Source organism: Deinococcus aetherius (assembly GCF_025997855.1).
Taxonomy (GTDB): domain Bacteria; phylum Deinococcota; class Deinococci; order Deinococcales; family Deinococcaceae; genus Deinococcus; species Deinococcus aetherius.
This window is the reverse complement of record NZ_AP026560.1, coordinates 564,716-584,618: the sequence shown is the minus strand read 5'-3', so window position 1 is coordinate 584,618 and position 19,903 is coordinate 564,716. Positions and strand designations below refer to the sequence as shown.

The window sequence follows — 19,903 nt, the reverse complement described above, 5'->3', positions numbered from 1 at the left end:
CCGTGCTGCCGGAAGCCGTCGCGCGCCAGATCATCAGTGACCACGAGCGGCGCCCCCGGGGCCGGGGCGAGATCGCGGGCGCTCCCCACGTGACCCTCGACAACCCCGGCTGCGGCGATCAGGTCACCGTGTGGGTGCAGGTGGAGGAGGGGCGGCTGGCCGGGCTGAGCTTCACCGGGCGTGGCTGCGCGATCAGCCAGTCGAGCGCGAGCCTGCTCACCCAGACGTTGAAGGGCAAGACGCTGGAGGAGGTCCGGGCCCTCGCCGCCGGGTACCGCGCGATGGTGATGGGCGAAGCTCCACCCGACCCGGTGCTGGGGGACCTCGTGGCACTCGCGGGCGTGAGCCGCCTGCATGCCCGGCGCAAGTGCGCTCTGCTCGCCTGGAACGCGCTGGACGCGGCGCTGGTGGAAGCCCGGAGCGCATGAACACCCCCGCCGAGGTCGTCCGCGCCTGGGAGGAGGCCGTCGACGCGCGGAACGAGATGCGGCTGCTCGCCCTTTCCGCTCCTGACATCGAGATCGTCGGGCCACGGGGGAGCGCGTATGGTCACGCCGTCCTTGCCGACTGATTGGGGCGGGCCGGATCGAGTCTCGACACCCGGCGCCGCCTTGCCGCCTTGGTCGGGATGTCGAGGTCGTCCACGACCAGGTGGGACGGTGGCACGACCCAGAGACGGGCGCCGTGGTGGGTGAGGCGCCTGTCGCCTCCCACTCCCGGGTGGTGGACGGCCAGGTGGTGTACGTGGCCCGCCACGACAGCCTGCGCGCGGCGTTGGAACGCGCGGGGCTGGACGAAGCGGACGCGCTGACCTGAGACGGGGCCAGCGCGTCCCGGGAGGCCGCCTGAGAAGTCGGCGGGATCGGCGGCTCAGCGGCTGCGCAGGGTGGTCTGCACGGCGCTCAGGAACTCCATGCGGGTCCGCATGTCCTCCTTGAACAGCCCCCGCATCGCGCTCGTGGTGGTCGAGGAGTTCTGCTTCTGCACCCCGCGCATCGCCATGCAGAGGTGGACGCCCTCCATCAGCACGGCGACGCCCCGGGGGTTCAGCAACTCCTCCACGGCGTCGGCGATCTGGGTGGTGACGCGCTCCTGCACCTGGAGGCGGCGCGAGTACAGGTCCACGATGCGGGCGAACTTGCTCAGCCCCAGGATCTTGCCGTCCGGGATATAGGCGATGTGCGCCCGCCCGTAGAAGGGCAGCATGTGGTGCTCGCACATGGAGTAGAACTCGATGTCCTTCACGAGGACCATCTCGCTGCCCTCGGCGGCGAACACGGCGTCCCCGGCGGCGTCTTGCAGCGTCTTGTGGTACCCGGCGGTCAGGAAACTCCACGCCTTCGCCACGCGGTGCGGCGTTCGTTGCAACCCCTCGCGCTCCGGGTCCTCGCCGATGGCGCTCAGCCAGTCGTGGGCCAGGGCGCTCAGCCCGGGAACTTCGAGTTGCTCATCAGCGGCGCTGATGGTCGGGTAGGTGGTCAAGGTCGGTTTCCCCCTCTCACGCCCACACGGGGCGCGTCTTGAATGGCTCCGAGTCTAAGCTCGGCGGCGGGGAGGGACTGTAGGGGAAGCTCTCAGCAGAAGAGCTGACGGCTGATGGCTGAAAGCTCCCCCTCAGCCCCAGCTCACCTCGCCGTAGGTCTGCTCGCGCGCCGGGCCGCAGGAGAAGATGACGACCGGGCAGTTCACCGTCTCCTCGATCAGGTCGAGGTAGGCCTGGGCCTCCCCCGGCAGCGTGTCGCGGCTGGTCACGCCGTCCGTGCTCGCCCAGCCGGGCATCTCGCGGTAGACGGGCTGACCCGCCGCGTCGTAATCCACGCAGACCCTGACCGTGTCCAGGCCCGCGAGAACGTCCATCTTGTTGATCACCAGGCCGTCGAAGCCGTTCACGTCCACGGCGTAGCGCAGGAGTTGGAGGTCGAGCCAGCCCACCCGGCGGGCGCGGCCCGTCGTCGTGCCGAACTCGTCCCAGGGCTTGGAGCCGTCGCCGCGCAGCCGGGTCTCCATCTCCCCGAAGACCTCGGTGGCGAAGGGACCGTGGCCGACCCGGGTGTTGAAAGCCTTAGCGACCCCGTACACCTTGCCGACCGCCCGGTGGTTCACACCCGCCCCCACCAGGATGCCGCCCACCGTGGGGTGGCTGCTCGTCACGAAGGGGTAGGTGCCGTAGTTGAGGTCGAGCAGGGTGGCCTGCGCCCCCTCGAACAGGACGTTCTCGCCGCCTTTGATGGCCTGCCGAAGTTGCGCTCCGGTGTCGCTCACGAAGGGCAGCAGCGCGTTGCGGATGGGGAGCAGGTAGCCCAGCGCGTCGGCGACGGTCGCCCAGCCCGCCTCGCGGGTGGAGTTGGGCTTGGCCTCCAGCAGCCGCTCGACCCGCTCGCGCAGCAGGGCGTCGTCCGCGAGGTCTCCGAAGCGGATGCCGACCCGCCGCGCCCGGTCCGCGTAGGCGGGGCCGATGCCGCGACCCGTGGTGCCCACGAAGTCCTTGCGCCCGTCCACGTACTTGTGGTGTGGCAGGACGAGGTGCGCCCGGTCGCTGATCCGCAGTTCCGGCCTGAGCCCGCCGTCGAGCAGGTTCTGGCGCTCGGCGAGGAACTTCTCGGGGTCGATCACCATGCCGTCGCCGAGGACGCTCACCGTGCCGGGGTGCAGCACCCCGCTCGGGAGCAGGTTGAGCTTGAAGGTCTGCCCCCCGGCCGTGACCGTGTGCCCGGCGTTCGCGCCACCCTGATAACGCACGACATAGCGGGCCTGCGGGGCGAGGAAGTCCGTGATCTTCCCCTTGCCCTCGTCCCCCCACTGCGCGCCGATAATCGCAATTCCAGGCATCCTGCCTCCAGCCGCGCGCCCGGACTTGCCCTCCTGCGCCCGGGAAGCGGGCAAAAAAAGCACGGCGCGCGGCACCGTGCCCGAGTGTAGCCCGGCGGTGCGGGGCGGGGGCGCGAATGTCCAGAGAGCCGTCAGCCCTCAGAGAGCAGCCGTCAGCCAGATCGGTCGCTGACGGCTGAAAGCCTCAGATCACCAGGATGATCGGCGCCTCCAGGGCCCCTGCCACCTCTGCCAGGAAGCGCGCGGCCTGGACGGGGTCCACGTCGCCGCTGAGGCTCAGGGCGGCGCGGCCCCCCCGCTCGCGGCCCACGCTCAGCGTGACGGTGTGCCCGAGGTGCAGGTCGTCGAGGTCGAGCGTCCCCGCGTCGGTCACGAGGAGGTCGGGCGTGCCCTCCAGGAGGGTGCCGAGGGCGGCCAGGGCGTCGCGCAGTGCGCCGGGACGCACGGTGCGCGCCTCCCCGGCCGTGAGGTCCTGGAGGGCGACGGTGCCCAGCCCGAGGGTGTCCGCATGGCGCCCGGCGGCGCGGGCGACGAGGAGGCCGAGCGCCACGTCCTGCCCCAGAGCGCCCATGAGTTGGCGGCGCAGGTCGGCGGCAGGGGCCACGTTCACGTCGCGGCGCAGGTAGGTGCCGAAGGTGCGGGGGGCCGGGGCGGCGACCTGAACGGGGGCAACCTCCCCGGCGTCCGGCTCGAAGGCCGGGGCTTCCAGCGCCTCCTGCGCCAGGGCGGGCTGGGCCGGGGCGGGGGGGGTCTCCTCCACCCGGGGTTCCACCTCGGCGAGGGGGGCGACCGGGGCGGGCGCGGGCGTCTCGGCCACAGGGACGGGGAGGGAGGCCTGCGCGTCCAGGCTCGGCAGCGGGAAGGACGGCGGGGCCGGGGGCTCGGGGAGACGGGCTTCCGGCGCGGCGGTGGGCTGGGGAGCCGGGACGGGCAGCGGCTCGGGCAGGACGGGCGCCGCCGCGACCTGGGGGTGAACGGGCTGGAGCTGGACGGGTTCCGGCTGGGGCGTGGTGGCGGGGGCCGGGGTGCTGGGCTGGTAGAGGCGCGAGAGCAGGCCCCCCAGCCCACCCGACAGGCTCGGTCCGGCCGCCGCAGCGGCGGCTGCCGGAACGGGCTCCGCACGAACGGGCTCGGGCGTGGTGAAGGCCGCCACGGCGGGCAGCGACGGCTGGGAGGGCACGCTCGCGGCCACGGGCGGGGCGGGCGGCGTCACGGGGGCGGGAGTATTGAAATTCCAGGCCGGGGCCGGGGCAGCCGCCAGCGGCGCGGGCTCGAAGTCGGCCTGATCGTCGTCGAGCTCGAAGTCGAGCGCGTCGTCCTCCAGGGCCGGAGCGGCGGGGGCGGGGGCCGGGGGCGCGGTGCGGGCCTGAGCCACGAAGGCGGTGATGTCCGAGTCCACGCCCGCACCCCGGAGCGCGTCGGCGCTGGGGAGGCCCGGGGTGATCAGGCTGGCGGAGAGGTCCTCGCCGGTCCAGTCGGGCGGCGGGGCGTCCACCGGGGTGGCCGGGGGTTCCTCCTCGCCGCTCATGATGCGGGCGAGGTGGGCGAGGATGTCGGCCTCGACGATCTGTCCACCCTGGCCGCTGCCGCGCAGAGTCTGCCAGTCGATGCCGTTTGCTTCCGCCAGGATTTTGGCGAGCGGAGCGATTCTTTCCATGCATTCCCCCTTGGCCCGTGCGACCTCCCCTGCGGGCAGGACGCGCCGCCCCCGGGGGCGAGCGGGCCGTTTGCTTTGCCGCAGGGTGACGCGTGGAGCCTGACAGCCTTCTTTCAACGGCCCGGACAAAGGGCCCCTCCCCGGCGCCCGGGGCGCGGTGATAGGCTCGGGGCGTTGCCGCGCGGGCGAGGCGGTGCCGACCAAGCCCGCGCGCCTCCTGGGAGAACGATGCTGATATTCGAGGAGATGCAGTCGCGCGGGCACGAGGCCCTGACGCTTCTTCACCACGCCCCCAGCGGTCTGCGGGCGGCCCTGGCGATCCACTCGACGGTCCTGGGCCCGGCCATCGCAGGGGTCCGGCTGCGCCCCCTGGACGAGGAGACCGCCCTGAGGGGGGCCCTGGCCCTCAGCGAGAGCCTGACCCTCAAGGCCGCCCTGGCGGGCCTGAACTACGGCGGCGGCGCCTGCGTGCTGATGCTGCCCGAGGTCGGCGTGGACGACCCGCACGCGCGGGAAGCCCTTTTCCGCGCGCTGGGCCGCCAGGTCAGGCCGCTGGAGTCGCGGGTGGTGCTGACCGAGGACATCGGCGTGACGCCGCGCGACATTGCCTTCGTGGCGCAGGAGACGCCCTCCACCCTGGGCGTGAACACCGACACGAGCAGCGTGACGGGCTACGGGGTCTACCGGGGCATCAAGGCCGCCGCGCGCTCGGCCCTGGGGAGCGAGAGCATGCGCGGGGTGCGGGTGGCCGTGCTGGGGGTGGGGGCCGTGGGCCGCACCCTCGCCGAGCACCTCCACCGAGAGGGCGCCCGCCTGACCGTCGCCGACAACCGCCCCGAGCGCGCCGAGACGCTGGCGGACGAACTCGACGGCGTGACCGTGACGGGCACCGAGGAGCTGTTCGACGTGCCGTGCGACGTCTTCTCGCCGTGCGGGTACGGGCACTCCGTCCGCAGCACCGAGGTGCCCCGGCTGCAATGTCGCCTGATCGCGGGCGGCGAGCACCACCCCCTCACCCGCCGGGGGGAGGACGCGGTGAGGGAGGCGGGCATCATGTACATCCCCGACTTCGCCATCAACGCGGCGGGCCTGATCGCCGCCGCCACCTCCTCCACCCCCGAGCAGGCCGCCGAGCGCGTCTACGCCACCGTCACCCGCATCGTCGCCGTCGCCGACCAGTACGGCAAGCCGCCCCACGTCGTCGCCCGCCGCATGGCCGAGCGCCGCATCGACCTGATCGGGAGCCTGGGAACGGGGGGCGCGGTGACGGGGAGGGGGGCGTGAGGGGACGGTTAGTGGTGAGTGGTGAGTGGTCAGTGGGAACTTTGGCTCAAGCTTTTTGCGTTCGCTATGCTTTTTCCACTCACCACTCACCACTTCCCACTGACCGCCGGGGGCACCCGTGACCTCCCCCTTCGTCATCGGGGTGGCGGGGGGCTCCGGGAGCGGCAAGACGACCGTCACGCGGCGGGTGATCGAGACGGTGGGGCAGGGCGGCGTGGCCGTCCTGAGCCAGGACAACTACTACCGCGACCAGGCGGACATCCCCGAGGCGGCGCGGGCGAAGACGAACTACGACCACCCGGCGGCCTTCGACTGGGCGCTGCTGCGCGAGCACCTCGGGGCGCTGCTGGCGGGCGTGCCCGTCGAGATGCCCGAGTACGACTTCACCCGGCACACGCGCTCCCCCCGGACGACCACCGTGCTCCCCGCGCCCGTCGTCGTGCTGGAGGGCTTCTTCGCCCTGTACGACGAGGAACTGCGGGGGCGGATGCACCTCAAGGTCTTCGTGGACGCCGACGCCGACGTGCGCTTCATCCGGCGGCTGCTGCGCGACACGCAGGAGCGCGGGCGCACCCCGGAGAGCGTGATCACGCAGTATCTGGAGTACGTGCGCCCCATGCACCTGAGCTTCGTGGAACCGACCAAGCGGTACGCGGACGTGATCATCCCCCACGGCGGCATGAACGAGCCTGCGCTGGACATGCTCGCCGCGCGCATCCGCACGACGATCTGAGCCCCGCTCCCCCTTTCGGCGGACGACGGGGCCGGGGGCGGGGAGGCAGGCTGACCCGGCTTCCCTTCCGCCCCCCCTCCCCTTCTAGGATGTGTCCCGTGACCGACCCCACCCCCACCCGTTCCACCGTGATCCGCGCGGCGCCCGGCCCGCTCGCCCCCACCTCCTCACCGCCCCTCGCCCCGCCGCCCACCCGCCACCCACTGACGTGGCCGCTGCTGGGGGTGATCCTGCTCTCACTGATCCCGGCGCTCGTGCTCGCGTGGGGGCGGGTGGCCTACGAGCAGGCGCAGAAGACGGTGGCGGTGGTGATCGACTACCCGGCGCTCGTGCAGCAGGCGCGGCGGGTGGGGCTGGAACCGCAGGCGCTGCTTGACCGCTACAAGGCGCTCGGGGTGAACGGGGCCGCCGTGTACGAGGACGTGATCGGCTCGCTGGAGCAGCGCGGGCAGATTTACGTGCGGTCGGGGGCGGACCTCGCCGTGGAGAACCCGGGGGCGGGCGTGAACCCGCAGTTCATCTACATGCGCTCGCTCGTGCCGGGGGCGGCGGAGGCCCTGCCCGCGCGCTACACCATCCCCACCCGGCAGGTCACGATCAATGGACAGCGTTGGATCGCCTGGCCCACCGACCCGAACTTCCTGCCCGCCGGGCCGAACCGGGCGCTCATCAACGATCTCAAGGCGCAGGGGCTCGTGGTCGTGTACCGCCCCTACGACGACGAGGCGGTGCGGGAGCCGGCGGGGGACTGGCCGGACGTGCCCTTCGTGGCCTTTACCGGGGATGAGGTGATCGGGGCCCGGACGCCCGAGCGGCTGGAGAAGATCAACGAGCGGCTGGGGAGCCGCCTGCCCGCCCTGATCGAGGGCAACCCGCAGCGCGAACTCGACACCCTGGTCGAGACGCACGGCGCCGCGCGCATGTTCGCCATGAATCCGAGCTGGCAAAACCGCCTGGGCCCCGAGGAGGTGGCGAGCAAGTACGCCCTCGCCGCCCGCGAGCGCACCCAGCGCCTGCTCTACGTGCGGCCCTTCCCCACCGTGTATGAGACCTCAGCCTTCCTCTCGCGCACCCGCGACCTCCTCGCCCGCTCGGGGGTGAAGGTGGGCACGCCCGACATCCGGCCCTTCCAGCCGAACGACACTCTGCGCTGGCTGAGCCTGCTCGGCCCGCTCGCCGCGCTCGTGCTGCTGGGGCTGAGCTATCCCCTCCCGCGCCTGGGCTTGGTCGTCGCCGCGCTCGCCGGGCTGGGGGCGCTGGGCCTCAACGGCCTGCGGCCCTTCGAGGGCGGGGCGCTGATCGCGGCGATCACCTTCCCGGCCCTGGGGCTGGTGCTGCGGAGATCACGGGTCACCGACTGGTTCATGGCGACGGGCCTCTCGCTCGCCGGGGTGCTGTTCGTGAGCGGGCTGGGCGCCAACCGGGACAGCGTGCTGGGGCTGGAGCCCTTCCGGGGAGTGGGGCTGACGCTGCTGCTGCCGCTGGTCTTCGTGGTGCTGAGCTTCCTGCCGCGCCAGGACCTGCGCAAGACGGCGCGTGATCTCTACACCGCGCCCATCAAACTCGGGGACATCGCGGTGATGGCGCTCGGGCTGGGCGTCTTCGCCCTAGTCTTCCTGCGGCGCGGGAACGCCACCGGGCTGGGGGTCAGCAGCACCGAGGCGCAACTGCGCCAGGACCTCCAGGACACCATCATCCGCCCGCGCTTCAAGGAACTCGCGGGGCATCCCCTCGCCCTCGTCGGCCTGAGCGGCGTGCTGCCGGGGTACTTCAGCCTGCTGCTGATCCTGGGCGGCGTGGTCGGGCAGGCGAGCATCCTGAACACCTTCTCGCACTTCCACACGCCGCTGCTGATCAGCGCCACCCGCTGCTTCATCGGGCTGGGCGTGGGGCTGATCCTGGGCCTGGTCGCCATCCGGGTGGTGAAGTTCGGGCTGCGGCTGTGGACGACGTACGGCTCGCGCCGCCCGGTCGGCGAGGCCGAGGTCCGGGCGTGAGGGTCGCCGTCAGCGGCTACTACGGGTTCGGTAACACCGGGGACGAGGCCATCGCGCTCGCCATCACCCGTGAATTGAAGGCACAGGGGGTCACACCCCTCCTGCTGTCACAGACGCCGGAGGAGACGGCCCGCACGTACGGCTGCGAGAGTGCTCCGCGCATGAAACCGGCGGGGCTGCTCGGGGCCCTCGCCCGCTCGCAGGTCGTGTTCTCGGGGGGCGGCGGGCTGTTGCAGGACCGGACGAGTGCGCGCACCCTCACCTACTACCTCGGGGTGATCCGGGCGGCGCGGCTGCTGGGCAAGCGTGTGGTCGTCTTCAACCAGAGCATCGGCCCGCTCAGCGAGGCGGGGGGGAAGCGGGTCGCCGCCGCCCTGAAGGGAGTGCGGGTGATCGTGCGCGACCGGGGCAGCCTGGACACCCTGCGCGCCCTGGGGGTGGAGGGGGAACTGGGGGGCGACCCGGCCCTCCTCCTCGCGCCGACTCCGGGGGTGAGCCCCGACCCCGACCGGGTGATCGTCGCCCCGCGCGGGGACGTGACGGACGCGACCGAGCGTTTGAGAACCGTCACCGCCCTCCTGCGCGAGCAGGGCCGCCGCGTGACCGCCCTGAGCTTCATGCCGGAGCACGACGACGCGGCGGCGCGGAGCCTGGGGGCGGACGAGGTGCTGAGCACGCGCGACCCGCAGGTGGCGCTGGACGCCGTCGTGGGGAGCGGCTTCGTGATCGGGGTGCGGCTTCACGCGGTCATCCTCGCCGCCGCCGCCGGGGTGCCCTTCGCGGGGGTGGCCTACGACCCCAAGGTGCGGGGCTTCTGCGACGATGCGGGGGCGCCGAGCCATCCCACCACCCTCGACCCCGAGGCTGTTTGCAGGCAGGTTCTCGCCCGCACCGCTCCCGACTGGGACGCTGTGACAGAGATGCGGGCGCGGGCGCGGCGGAGTTTCACGCGGGCGCTGGAGCGGTAGGAGCTGGAACGTCCGGGCGAGAGGCGGCCTGACGACGGGCCGCCTCTCCCACTTGTCCCCTCAACCCCCCGCGTTGCTGATCACGTTGCACGTGCACCGCGCCACCGTCGTCGTCCGGCCCCTTTCGTCCCGCACCTCGACCGTCCAGACCATCACGCTGCGGCCCCGGTAGACGAGTTCGGCTTCAGCGGTGACGAAGCCGTCGGTCACGCCGCGCACGTGGGTGCCGTTCACGTCCACCCCCACGCCGACCTGCCGCCGCACGTCGAGGTTGAGCCAGGTGCCCACGCTGGCGAGTTCCTCGGCGAGGGCGAGGCTCGCGCCGCCGTGCAGCCGTCCGGCGGGCTGGCGGTTTCCCTCCACCGGCATCCGGGCGGTCAGGCGCTCACGGGTGGCGGTGATGAGTTCGATGCCCAGGTGACTGCCCAGGGTGCCTGTAAGCCCGTTCAGCCCGGCGGCGATCTCCTCGGGGCTCAGGCGGTCGAGGTCGTCGGGCGTGGGCAGCCGCAGGTCGGGGTGCAGGGTCATGGGGAGGAGGATACGACGGGCGCTCAGGCGGGAACGTCCGCCACCACGCACGCCCCGAACGCCGCCTCGTACTCTGCCCGGTCGAGCCCCCGCCCGATGAAGACGAGTTCGGTGCGCCCGTCCGAGTCGTCCCAGGCGTCGGCGGTGAAGAGGTCACGCACCGCCTGGAAGAGCACCCGCTGGGGGTAGCCGTGCAGGCCGAGCGTGCCCTTGACCCGCAGCACCTCGGCGGGGCGCGAGAGGATGTGGCTCGTCATGAATCTCTGCCAGCGGTACGGGTCGAGCGGGCGGTCGGCGCGCAGGGTGAAGGACCCCAGGCCGGGCGTGTGCCTGACCTCCGGGGCGCCTTCCACCACACGAGGGTCGAAGTCGTCGCGGGCGAGCAGGGCGTCCGCGTCCACCTGCCCGCGCTCCACCCGCACGACGCGGGCGAGCGGATTCACGCCGCGCAGCACCTCCTCGGCGTGGTCGAGCAGCGCGGGGTCGGCAAGGTCCGTCTTGTTCAGGACGACGACGTTCGCGTAGGCGAGCTGCCGCGCCGCCTCGGGGTGCTCGCGCAGGGTCTGGAGGACGTGCCGGGCGTCCACCACGGCGACGAGGGTGGTCACGCGGAAGGCCGCCCGCACCGAGCGTTCGAGCAGGGTGGTGAGGACGGGGGTGGGGTCGGCCACACCGCTGAGTTCGACGAGCACGGCGTCGGGCCTGTGCTCGCGCATGGCGATGGTCACGAGCGAGCGCAACAGGTCGTCCCGGCCCGTGCAGCACAAGCACCCCGCCGTCAACTCCGTCACGTCGTCCGAGAGCCGTTCGATCAGCCCGCCGTCCACGCCCGCCTGGCCGAACTCGTTCACGATCACGCCGAGGCGGTGGGGCAGCGAGCGGATGAGGTGGTTGACGAGGGTGGTCTTGCCCGCCCCCAGGAAGCCGCCGATCACGACGACGGGGATGCGCTCGTCCGTCGAGCCGGTGCCGGGGGTGGTCATGGCGCAAGGATAGCGCCGGGTTGACCCCGCTGCCGTACCGCCTCACCCCTCTGCAAGTCGCCTTAAAGGGAAGCAACAGACTGGGCGCTCTAACTCCGTCCCTGGCTTCCCTCCAAGGGGAGCTGTCAGCGAAGCTGACTGAGGGGTTAATCGGTGCGTCCTCTTCCCCTTCGGTTCTGGACGGCACGCTAGCCTTCCCCGGTGAGTCGTCTACCCGAGTCCGGGAACGTCACCCGGCGCCTGTACGGCCTGCTGACCCCGTACCGCCGTACGGTCGCGCTCGGGCTGCTGCTCCTGGTGGGAAGCGTGGCAGCGGAGCTGTACCCGCCGCTCGTGTGGATCAGGGTGGTGGACGAGGGCCTGCCCGCGCGGGACTGGGCCTTCATCGCCTGGCAACTCGCCCTGCTGGTGGGGGTGTTCGGGCTCCAGCAACTCCTCTCGGCGTGGCGGGGCCTGCTGCTGGAGCGGGCCGGGCAGCGGCTCACGCTCGACCTGCGTTTGAGCGTCTACCGCAAGCTCCAGGGGCAGTCGGCGGCGTACTTCGAGTCGCAGCGCACCGGGGACCTGATCGCGCGGGTGACGGGCGACGTGGACGCCTTGCAGGACGTGCTCGTGCGCGGCACAGACGCGGTGCTCGCCAACGCCCTGCGCCTCGTCGGCGTGGTCGCCATCTTCATCGCGCTGCAACCCCTCCTCGGGGTGCTCGTCACCCTGCCCATGCTCGCCGTCGCGCTCATGCTGCGCCGCTACGCCCGCACCGTCCGGCCCGCCTACCGGGCGGCGCGGACGCGGCTGGGCGACCTGACGGCCCTCATCACCGACCGCCTCGCCGGGATTCGGGTGGTGCAGGGCTTCGCGCGGGAGGGGGCCGAGCTGCGGCGGGTGGAGGCGCTGGGGCGCGAGCTGTACGACGTGCAGGTGCGGGCCGTCACCCTGCGCAACCGGGCCTTTCCGCTCGCGCGCTTCGTGGCGAACTTCGGCAACGTGATCATGCTGGGGGGCGGGGTGGCCTTTATCCTCGCGGGGCAGTTCACCGTCGGCGGGCTGCTCGCGTACCGGGGCTACGGGCGCTACTTCTACGGCCCCATCGACGACCTCGTGAACATCGGCGACCTGCTGCAACGGGCGGAGGCGAGCGGGCGGCGGGTGTTCGAGGTGCTCGACGCCCCCGTGACCGTCGCCGAGCGGCCCGGAGCGCAGCCCCTCCGAGAGCCCGCGCGCGGTGAGGTGCGCTTCGAGGACGTGGCCTTCGGCTACGACCCCGCCCGGCGCGTGCTGGAGGGGCTGAGCCTCACCATTCCCGCCGGGCAGCGGGTGGCGATCCTGGGCGAGTCGGGCGCGGGCAAGAGCACGCTGCTCGGTCTGGTGGCGCGGGGATACGATCCCCTTTCTGGCCGCGTCCTGCCGGACGGGGTGGACGTGCGGGACGTGACACTGGAGAGCCTGCGCACGCACGCCGTCACCATGCCGCAGGAGACCTTCCTCTTCCACGACACGGTGCTGGAGAACGTGCGTTACGCCCGCCCCGACGCCACCCCCGAGGAGGTCGAAGCGGCCCTGCGTGCCGCCCACGCGCTCGACTTCGTGCGGGCGCTCCCAGAGGGGCTGGACACCGTGGTGGGCGAGCGCGGCGTGCGGCTCTCGGGCGGGCAGCGCCAGCGCCTCGCCATCGCGCGCACCCTGCTCGCCCGACCCGCCGTTTTGCTTCTCGACGAGCCGACGAGCGCCGTGGACGCCGAGAGCGAGGCGCTGGTGGTCGCCGCGCTGGACGAGCTGATGCGCGAGAGAACGGCGCTGATCGTCACCCACCGCCTCAGCCTCGCCCGGGGGGCCGACCGCGTGCTCGTCCTCGCGGGCGGGCGGATCGTCGAGGACGGCCCGCCCGCCGTCCTGCGTGCCCGGAACGGGGCCTACGCCGCCTTGGAGCGTACCGCGCGGAACCTCGACGGCGCGATCCCGGGGGCCGTCAGCCCGGCGTGAGTGCCCGGACCATCGCCCAGGTGATCAGCGCCGCCGTCAACAATCCCAGCACGACGAACCACGCAGACGCCCGCCCCCCGTTCATCTGATTCGCTGCCCCCCAGCTCACCCGCAGATTCACGAGCGCGAAGACGAGCAGAAAGGCGTCGAGCGCGTCCACGCTGCCCGCGTCCCCCACCCGCAGCGGGTACGACACGAGGAAGGTCAGGCCCACCAGGGCGAGCGCGATCAGGAGTTGCAGGAGGTAAGGGGGCATGGGGGCAGCAGGGGGGAGATCAGCGGCGCACGAGGTTGGCGACGCCCTCCAGCCGCTTCAGGTCGGTGAGCGGGCCGCTGGACGCTTCCTGCGGGTCGAGGGGATAGGTGAAGACCGGCTTGCCCAGCCGGGCGAGCACCGCATCGGTGGTGTTGCGCTCGACCAAGCGACCGCCCGTCTTGACCCGGAGCAAGACGATGCGGTCGGTGTCCAGGGCGAGGAGCGCTTCGGGGGAGAGGACCTGAAACGCGACGTTCGGGTCGATGCCGCGCGGGGTCGTCAGCGTGAGCCCGAGCAGACCGAGGGTCCTGGAGAAACTGAAGCCCCGGCCCAGCACCATCACGCTGCCCGGCTCGTACATGTACAGCAGGGTGGTGCGCGGGGCGTGGGCGGCGATGGGCCCCAGCCGTGTTCGCAGGGCACGCACCCGGGCATCGAACGTCGCCAGGTAACGGTTGGCCTGCGCCGCCCTGCCGAAGAGCCGTCCCAGGTCTCCCAGGGCCTGACGCCAGGACGTCTTGTCGTAGTCGTAGGCGACCGTGGGCGCCAGCTTCTGCATGGCCGGATAGAGGGCCTCCGTGCCGTCGCCACTGCCCATCAGGATAAGGTCGGGGCGCAGGGCCGCGATCAGTTCCAGGGAAGGCTGGTTGTAGCTTCCGACGAACACGGCTCCCCGGAGGCTGGGTGCGGCGAGCGTGGACAGCTTCCCCAGCGGCTGCCCGAGCTGGCCCCCCACGCGCCCGGAGGCGTACCCCACGGCGGGCACCCCCAGGACCGCCAGCAGCTCGGCGACCTCCTCGCTGTTGGCGATCACGCGGTCGGGCACCGCGCCGAACGTCGCCACGCCCAGATCGTGCTTCACGGAGACCGGGGCCGCCAGGGCCGGAAGCCCGACGCCCCACAGCAGGCAGAGGAGAGAACGCACAGCCCACTCTCTGAAATCCGACCGAGAAAGTCAAGATTGAGGCGTGGACGTCAGCGAGGGACCGCCCCTCAGCCCAGCTCGTGGTACTGCCCCCGGAAGTACACCAGCGGGTCGTCGTCCGTGTAGCGCGAGTACTCCACCAGGCCGAGATACAGGGTGTGGTCCCCGGCGGGGATGGCCTGGTGCTTGCGACACACGAGCTGGGCGACGCTGCCGCCGATGAGGGGCAGGCCCTCGTGGTCGAACCAGGGGACCGTCTCCTCGGGGCCGGGGCGCCCGGAGAAGTGGGTGCTGAGGTGGCGTTGCGCGGCGCTGAGGATGCTCACGCCGAAACGGGTCACCTCCTGGCGGGAGAGCAGGGCGTGCATCGTGGCGCGGTGGTCCACGCTGACCAGGATCAGGGGCGGGGTGAGGCTGACGGACACCAAGGCGCTTGCGGTCATGCCCCGGCGTTCCGGGCCGTCCTGCGCGGTAATGACCGTCACGCCGCTGGCGAAGCGTCCGAGGGTCTGCCGGAACTCGTGCGGGGGAATGCCTCCTGGGTGGGCGGGAGAGGTCATGGGCGGAGTGTAGCGGGCGGGCACCCTTCCCCTTCCCTCCTCACGGCCTGCCGCTCGCCGCCGGTTGCACGTCCCGCACGAGAAGATCGGGGTAGCGGATCACGCCCACCTCGGGCACGGGCTCGGCCCAGCGTTGCCCGCTCACGCGCACCTCGACCGGGCCGGGGGCGAGGTTCAGGAAGCCGTAGTTGCCGCCGCCGTCCGTCAGCGTGCGTGCGACGACCTGCCCGCCGCGCAGGGCCTCCACCACCCGGCCCCCGGGGACGGGGGTGCCGACCACCCGCCCGAGGAGCCCCCGCACGGTGCGCGGCTGGGCGGTCCAGGGGCTCACCCGCGCGAGCGCGCCGCCCGGGGCAGTGAGCAGGTCCCGCACGGCGGCGAGGCCCTCGGGGGTGCTCTGGCGGGTGCCGTACACGTCCAGGGTGGGCGTGCGGTACGAGTAGCCGACCCAGCCCAGCCCGGCGGCCACGGTGCGCGCGGCCTGGGCGGCGGTCACGGCGGGCGGATTGAGGTACAGGGCCGTGCCCCCCGCCACCTCCGCCCCCCGGAGATCGCCGGGAGCGGCGCGCACACTGGCGGCAAAGGCGTTCCAGCCGTCGAACCAGGCGGCCTGGGCGGGCACGGCGTCGCGCTTGTAGTTCATCAGGACGTTGAGGTCGATCAGCCCCTCCTGCATCCAGGTGGGCCAGTCCTGAAGTACGTCGGCGTAGGTACGGGTCTTGCGAAAGGCCGCCAGGTCACCGGGCGCGGGCGGGGCCTGATAGGTGATCGTGGCGGCGCTCACCCACGCCGAGGGGCGCGCGGCCTTGACCTCCAGGCTGATCCGGCGCACGAGCGCGGTGACCTGCCCGCGCTTCCAGTCGAGCCAGCGAGGGTCCGTGGTGGCGGGCGTGCCCCGCGCCCCCGTCTCCGCGCGGTAGCGGGCGAGCACCTTGGGGTCGTAGCCCCACACGCCGCCGTCGGGGTAGCGGATGCGGTCGAGCTGCACCCCGTCCACCGGGTAGTTCCGCACCAGGCTGACCAACCCGGCTACCATGAAGTCGGCGGCGGCGGGGATGGCGGGGTCGAGCCAGGCGTCGGACCCGGTGCGCCACGAGCCGTCCGGGCGACGGGCAAGCCAGGACGCCGCCCCCGCCCCCGGGCCGTGGACTCGGAAGACATGCGCCGGGCTGGTGTTGGGCACCTGGGTATTCGACGCGCCCGTGACGCTCGCCCAGGCGATCACCCGCATTCCCCGCCCGTGCGCGAGGCGGGTGATTTCCCCCAGGGGGTCGAAGCCGGGCTCCAGGTCCGCGTCGGTCACCACCGGGAGGGCCGAGCGGCGGCACAGGCAGTCGCCGCGCCGGATCGCCTGCACGAAGAGGGTGTTCACCCCGAGCCGGGCGGCCTCCTCCACCGTCTGCCGCACCTGCGCGGCCGTCTTCAGCCCCGGCCCGAAGGCGTCCACCCACAGCCCGCGCACGTCGCTGATGGAGGCGGGCGCCGGGGCCGGGGCGGCGACCTCGGGCCGGGGCCCTTCCGGGGCGGGGTCCGGCGTGGGCGGCGCCGTGGCTCCCGCCAGGGGGACGAGCATGAGGGCGCACAGGGCGGCGAGGCGCGGCAGGAGGGAAGTCGTCACGGTCGTGCGGGCAGCCTACCGCAGGGGCGGGTGAGGATCACCCCACGGGTCAGACCGCCAGTTCGACGAGGGCTCGCCCGCCCCGCTTGGCGGCGTAGAGGGCCTCGTCGGCGCGTTTGAGCACCGCGTCCGGCGCCTCGCCGGGCAGGGCCTCGGCCACGCCGCAACTGATCGTCACCCGGCCCACGTCGGGGTGGTGGACCGACGCGACCGCCGCCGCGATCCGCTCGGCCACCCCCCGCGCCTCGGGGCCGCCGCTGCCGGGAAGGATCACCAGGAACTCCTCCCCACCCCAGCGCCCGAGCTGATCCTGGGGGCGCAGGGCCTGACGGGCGGCCCCGGCGGCGGCCTGGAGCACCCGGTCTCCCGCGTCGTGGCCGTGGGTGTCGTTCACCCGCTTGAAGTGGTCGAGGTCGAAGAGGATCACGCTGAGCGCCGAGCCCTGCCCCCCGGCGAGCCAGGCGTCGAGTTGGCGGCGGTTGGGCAGGCCGGTCAGGGCGTCCACGTTGGCGAATCTCGCCTCGCTCTCGGCCCGCTGGACGGCGCGCAGGAGTTGCCCCAGCAGGCGGCTCTGTAGCGCGAGAAAGGCGATGAAGACCCCGTGCAGCAGGTACATCTGCACGATGGTGTTGCCGTGCAGCCGCTTGAGGGAGACCGGGATGTCGTCCGATGCCCAGTACAGGCCCCCGATGACGAGCAGCCCCGCGAAGAAGGCCAGGGATGCCAGCAGCGCCCGCCGCCCGCGCAGCACGAGCGAGGCCACGAAGGGGTACAGGATCAGCCAGAAGACGTACCCGCCCAGCCCGTAGGAGGTCCGGTCGGCGAGCAGGACCATGCCGAACTTGTAAAGACCCCCCACCCCCTCGAACATCAGCTCCAGCACGCCGATCAGCGTAAAGTCCCGGGGCCGCCGCCACAGCCACACGAACAGCGCCACGTTCTTCACGGTGAGCGCACGCAGGCCCGTCTGCTCCCACCTCGCGAAGGACCACAGCGAGGACAGGCTCAGCGACAGCACGGACACCACCGCCACGCACCCGAACATGGCGAGCAGGGCGCTCTGCCGGAACTCCACCTCCGGCAGAGCGCCCGTCTCGCCTGTCGTCCTCCTCCTCACGGGGCGCCACTCTAAACGCGGCCGTATGACAGATGTCTGCCCCGCCCAATTTTTAAACGTTGAACAAATGCCCGGTCGCCCCGAGCGTCAGGACTCGTCGCCCTCGTCGCCCCCGGAGGACGCCGCCGGGTGGGGATTGCGGTTCTTGCCGATCTCGCGCACCCGTCCCGCGAACCGGCCCTTGATCTCCTCGTACACGGGGTGGGCGCGGATGTCGCCGGGCCGGGTGCTCGCAGGGGTGGCCGCCGCCTGGGCCGCGCGGGGGGCGGGGGGGCGGGGGGGCGGCGCGGGCCGTTCGGGCACCACCCCCGCGAAGGGCGCGTCGTCGAGCGTGGGGGGCGACCCCTCCACCTCGCCGCCGATCTCGCCCCAGTCGGGTTCCTCGGTCACCGCCTCCACGATGTAGAGGTCGGCGCGGGCCCCCTCGGGCGGCACCCGGTCGCCCGCCTGCGCATCGGCGGGCGCGGGGGGCGGGTCGGCGGCGTGCTCCTCGTTCCAGGGAGCCGGGTCGGCCCTGGGCAGCGGCGCGGGAGCCACGTCGTCCGGGCTGGGCGGCGGGGCGGGGCGCAGCGCGGTGGGGGGGTCGAGGGTTGCCGCCATGCGGGGAGGCGTCCGGGCGGGCTGGGGTTGAGCCTGCGGCGCCTGCGTCGGGGGGGAGGCGGGACGGTCCAGCGGGGCCAGGTCCGGCCCACGGCCCGCACGGGGCCGGGCGGTGGGCTCGAAGGCGGGAAGCTCCGGGCCGGATTCCGCCGGGCGGGGTGGCTGGGCTCGGGCGGGCGTGGGGGCGGGTCCGGCCGGGGCGACCGGGGCCGGAACACCCCCTCCCCCTCCCCCGTCGGGGCCGCCTCCACCCCCGCCCAGCCTCACCTTGCGGCCCCCCTCGGGCGCGATCAGCTCGAAGGTGACCGGGCCGAAGACCTTGAGGACCAGGGCGCCGACCTCGTCGAACTTGCTTACCACCTGCTTGGCGTGGAAGGCGCTCTTCTCGTCGTACGTCAGGCTGACGTACCCGGGCTCGGCGTGGGTGCGGGCGGGCTTGAGGAAGGCGCGCAGTTGCATCGTCGCCTGCCGCACCACGTCCGCCCAGTTTCCTTGCGGTACGGGTGCGGGTGGGGGTGACGTGGGGACGGTGCGCGTCGGAGCCGGAGCCTCTGCCGCCGCAGACGCGGGAGCACGGCGTGCCCCGGGGTCGAAGGCGGGCACCTCGTTCACAGCGGGAGCCTGAACTCCGGCGGACCGCAGGCTGGCGACCTCCTTCTCCAGCCGGGCGAGGCGGGCGGCCACGTCGGCGGGCACGCTGGCCGCCCCCGCGCTCACCATGCTCGCCCCTCCACCCGCGTCGGCGGCCAGGAGCGCGTGCGTCAGGGCGAGTTCCAGGCTCAGCCCGTCCGCCGAGCGGGCAAATCTCGCCTCCTGCTCGTCGAGGGCCGCCTGCAACTTCAGCAGCCTCGGCACGTCCGCCCCCTCCAGCCGCTCGCCCTCCAGCCCCAGTTCGGCGTGCAGGGCGTCCGCCAGGGCTGCGACCAGCCCCTCCACCACCGTGCGGGCGGCGAAGCCCTCGCGGTAGAGGGCGGCGGCCCCCTGAATCGCCGCGCCCGCCTCCCCCAGCACGAGGGCCCCCGCGATGTCCCGCACCCGCTCGCCGGGCGGCAGGCCCAGGGCGTCCTCCACCCCCGCCCGCGTGATGCTGGACCCCGCCGCGAGCATCCGTTCGAGCAGGCTCTCGCCGTCCCGCATCGCCCCGTCGGCCAATCTCCCGATCAGGTTCAGGGCTTCGGATTCGGCGCGCACCCCCTCGCGGCCCACGATGCCCGCGAGCTTCCCGGCAATCTCCTCGGGGGTCAGGCGGCGGAAGCGGTAGTGCTGGCAGCGCGAGAGGATGGTGGGAATGATCTTTTCGGGCTCGGTCGTCGCCAGGATGAAGATGACGTGGGCGGGCGGCTCCTCCAGCGTCTTCAGGAGGGCGTTGAAGGCCGCCCGGCTCATCATGTGCGCCTCGTCGAGGATGTAGATCTTCCTGCCGCCGCGCATGGCCGCGAGCCCGACTTTTTCACGCAGGTCGCGCACGTCGTCCACCGAGTTGTTGCTCGCCGCGTCGATCTCCAGCACGTCGGGGTGGGAGCCGTTTTTCACGCTCATGCACGACTCGCACTCTCCGCAGGGCTTGGGCAGGGGCCCGGTGCAGTTCGCCGTCATGGCGATGAGGCGGGCGGTCGTCGTCTTGCCCACCCCGCGCGGCCCGGAGAAGAGGTAGGCGTGCCCCACCCGGCCCTGCTCCAGGGCGGCGCGCAGCACGTCCTTGACGTGTTCCTGGCCGACCACCTGATCCCAGCGGATAGGGCGGGCACGCTGGTAGATGGCGCTCACGGGCGGGCCCCCGGCGCGGTGAGTGGTGAGCGGGTCGTGGTGGGTGGGAAAGCCAAAAACCACGACCCACTGACCACTGACCACTCACCACTGCCTGCTGA

Annotated in this window: 19 protein-coding genes; 8 read left to right on the top strand and 11 right to left on the bottom strand. The window is 72.8% G+C overall.

Annotated features, from left to right (window positions below):
* Window positions 1–2: 2 nt before the first annotated feature.
* The 3 genes from sufU (at window position 3) to DAETH_RS03080 (ending at window position 816) form a co-directional block, all read left to right on the top strand.
* Window positions 3–428, top strand: a complete 426-nt coding sequence (sufU, locus tag DAETH_RS03090) for a Fe-S cluster assembly sulfur transfer protein SufU (RefSeq protein WP_264776469.1) — start codon at window positions 3–5, stop codon at window positions 426–428.
* A complete protein-coding gene (locus DAETH_RS03085) occupies window positions 425–571 on the top strand; it encodes a hypothetical protein (RefSeq protein ID WP_264776468.1) in 147 nt (48 codons plus the stop codon). Before sufU ends, DAETH_RS03085 begins: the two co-directional genes overlap by 4 nt.
* An 80-nt stretch (window positions 572–651) precedes the next feature.
* Window positions 652–816: a hypothetical protein gene (locus DAETH_RS03080; protein WP_264776467.1), complete on the top strand. Its 165-nt coding sequence runs from the start codon at window positions 652–654 to the stop codon at window positions 814–816.
* A 54-nt stretch (window positions 817–870) separates the two neighbouring features.
* On the opposite strand, the gene folE is transcribed toward DAETH_RS03080, so the two are convergent.
* From folE to DAETH_RS03065, 3 genes are all read right to left on the bottom strand, one after another.
* Window positions 871–1,482 carry a GTP cyclohydrolase I FolE gene (folE, locus tag DAETH_RS03075; RefSeq protein ID WP_344870222.1) on the bottom strand — a complete coding sequence of 204 codons (612 nt, stop codon included), beginning with the start codon at window positions 1,480–1,482 and terminating at the stop codon, window positions 871–873.
* Between the two features lie 132 nt (window positions 1,483–1,614).
* On the bottom strand, window positions 1,615–2,829 hold the full coding sequence (locus tag DAETH_RS03070; protein WP_264776466.1) for an adenylosuccinate synthase: 1,215 nt from the start codon (window positions 2,827–2,829) through the stop codon (window positions 1,615–1,617).
* Window positions 2,830–3,013: 184 nt separating this feature from the next.
* A complete protein-coding gene (locus DAETH_RS03065; RefSeq protein ID WP_264776465.1) occupies window positions 3,014–4,486 on the bottom strand; it encodes an E3 binding domain-containing protein in 1,473 nt (490 codons plus the stop codon).
* A gap of 228 nt (window positions 4,487–4,714) precedes the next feature.
* Here DAETH_RS03065 and DAETH_RS03060 point away from each other — a divergent pair, with 228 nt between their 5' ends.
* The 4 genes from DAETH_RS03060 (at window position 4,715) to csaB (ending at window position 9,468) form a co-directional block, all read left to right on the top strand.
* Entirely contained in the window at window positions 4,715–5,770 is a 1,056-nt protein-coding gene (locus DAETH_RS03060; RefSeq protein ID WP_264776464.1) for a Glu/Leu/Phe/Val dehydrogenase family protein, read from the top strand.
* 118 nt (window positions 5,771–5,888) lie between these two features.
* Window positions 5,889–6,503: a uridine kinase gene (gene udk, locus DAETH_RS03055; protein ID WP_264776463.1), complete on the top strand. Its 615-nt coding sequence runs from the start codon at window positions 5,889–5,891 to the stop codon at window positions 6,501–6,503.
* A gap of 89 nt (window positions 6,504–6,592) precedes the next feature.
* The gene (locus DAETH_RS03050; RefSeq protein ID WP_344870223.1) at window positions 6,593–8,500 is read left to right on the top strand and encodes a DUF5693 family protein; all 1,908 of its coding nucleotides are present in this window, start codon (window positions 6,593–6,595) and stop codon (window positions 8,498–8,500) included.
* Entirely contained in the window at window positions 8,497–9,468 is a 972-nt protein-coding gene (gene csaB, locus DAETH_RS03045) for a polysaccharide pyruvyl transferase CsaB (RefSeq protein ID WP_264776461.1), read from the top strand. Before DAETH_RS03050 ends, csaB begins: the two co-directional genes overlap by 4 nt.
* A gap of 60 nt (window positions 9,469–9,528) precedes the next feature.
* On the opposite strand, the gene DAETH_RS03040 is transcribed toward csaB, so the two are convergent.
* Together DAETH_RS03040 and DAETH_RS03035 are read right to left on the bottom strand one after the other, a co-directional pair.
* Complete coding sequence (locus tag DAETH_RS03040) at window positions 9,529–9,996, bottom strand: PaaI family thioesterase (protein ID WP_264776460.1); 468 nt, start codon at window positions 9,994–9,996, stop codon at window positions 9,529–9,531.
* Between the two features lie 23 nt (window positions 9,997–10,019).
* Complete coding sequence (locus tag DAETH_RS03035) at window positions 10,020–10,979, bottom strand: CobW family GTP-binding protein (RefSeq protein ID WP_264776459.1); 960 nt, start codon at window positions 10,977–10,979, stop codon at window positions 10,020–10,022.
* Window positions 10,980–11,180: 201 nt separating this feature from the next.
* On the opposite strand from DAETH_RS03035, the gene DAETH_RS03030 reads away from it, so the two are divergent.
* Complete coding sequence (locus tag DAETH_RS03030) at window positions 11,181–12,959, top strand: ABC transporter ATP-binding protein (RefSeq protein ID WP_264776458.1); 1,779 nt, start codon at window positions 11,181–11,183, stop codon at window positions 12,957–12,959.
* Here the strand turns inward: DAETH_RS03030 and DAETH_RS03025 are convergent.
* From DAETH_RS03025 to dnaX, 6 genes are all read right to left on the bottom strand, one after another.
* Window positions 12,946–13,215, bottom strand: coding sequence for a hypothetical protein (locus tag DAETH_RS03025; protein WP_264776457.1), 270 nt, complete (start codon window positions 13,213–13,215; stop codon window positions 12,946–12,948). The genes DAETH_RS03030 and DAETH_RS03025 overlap by 14 nt on opposite strands.
* Window positions 13,216–13,234: 19 nt before the next feature.
* Window positions 13,235–14,140 (bottom strand): ABC transporter substrate-binding protein, encoded by a 906-nt coding sequence (locus tag DAETH_RS03020; RefSeq protein ID WP_264776456.1) that lies wholly within the window; start codon window positions 14,138–14,140, stop codon window positions 13,235–13,237.
* 68 nt (window positions 14,141–14,208) lie between these two features.
* Window positions 14,209–14,700, bottom strand: coding sequence for a flavin reductase family protein (locus DAETH_RS03015; RefSeq protein ID WP_264776455.1), 492 nt, complete (start codon window positions 14,698–14,700; stop codon window positions 14,209–14,211).
* Between the two features lie 40 nt (window positions 14,701–14,740).
* Window positions 14,741–16,273, bottom strand: a complete 1,533-nt coding sequence (locus DAETH_RS03010) for a family 10 glycosylhydrolase (RefSeq protein ID WP_264777379.1) — start codon at window positions 16,271–16,273, stop codon at window positions 14,741–14,743.
* 94 nt (window positions 16,274–16,367) lie between these two features.
* A complete protein-coding gene (locus DAETH_RS03005; protein WP_264776454.1) occupies window positions 16,368–17,435 on the bottom strand; it encodes a GGDEF domain-containing protein in 1,068 nt (355 codons plus the stop codon).
* An 87-nt stretch (window positions 17,436–17,522) separates the two neighbouring features.
* Window positions 17,523–19,802 carry a DNA polymerase III subunit gamma/tau gene (gene dnaX / locus DAETH_RS03000; protein ID WP_264777378.1) on the bottom strand — a complete coding sequence of 760 codons (2,280 nt, stop codon included), beginning with the start codon at window positions 19,800–19,802 and terminating at the stop codon, window positions 17,523–17,525.
* Window positions 19,803–19,903 lie beyond the last annotated feature (101 nt).

Coding starts and splice junctions, on each gene's coding strand:
- DAETH_RS03065 (WP_264776465.1), bottom strand. CDS start 4,486: ATGGAAAGAATCGCTCCGCTCGCCAAAATCCTGGCGGAAGCAAACGGC.
- DAETH_RS03050 (WP_344870223.1), top strand. CDS start 6,593: ATGTGTCCCGTGACCGACCCCACCCCCACCCGTTCCACCGTGATCCGC.
- DAETH_RS03010 (WP_264777379.1), bottom strand. CDS start 16,273: ATGCTCGTCCCCCTGGCGGGAGCCACGGCGCCGCCCACGCCGGACCCC.
- DAETH_RS03025 (WP_264776457.1), bottom strand. CDS start 13,215: ATGCCCCCTTACCTCCTGCAACTCCTGATCGCGCTCGCCCTGGTGGGC.
- DAETH_RS03085 (WP_264776468.1), top strand. CDS start 425: ATGAACACCCCCGCCGAGGTCGTCCGCGCCTGGGAGGAGGCCGTCGAC.
- DAETH_RS03015 (WP_264776455.1), bottom strand. CDS start 14,700: ATGACCTCTCCCGCCCACCCAGGAGGCATTCCCCCGCACGAGTTCCGG.
- DAETH_RS03060 (WP_264776464.1), top strand. CDS start 4,715: ATGCTGATATTCGAGGAGATGCAGTCGCGCGGGCACGAGGCCCTGACG.
- DAETH_RS03040 (WP_264776460.1), bottom strand. CDS start 9,996: ATGACCCTGCACCCCGACCTGCGGCTGCCCACGCCCGACGACCTCGAC.
- DAETH_RS03070 (WP_264776466.1), bottom strand. CDS start 2,829: ATGCCTGGAATTGCGATTATCGGCGCGCAGTGGGGGGACGAGGGCAAG.
- DAETH_RS03035 (WP_264776459.1), bottom strand. CDS start 10,979: ATGACCACCCCCGGCACCGGCTCGACGGACGAGCGCATCCCCGTCGTC.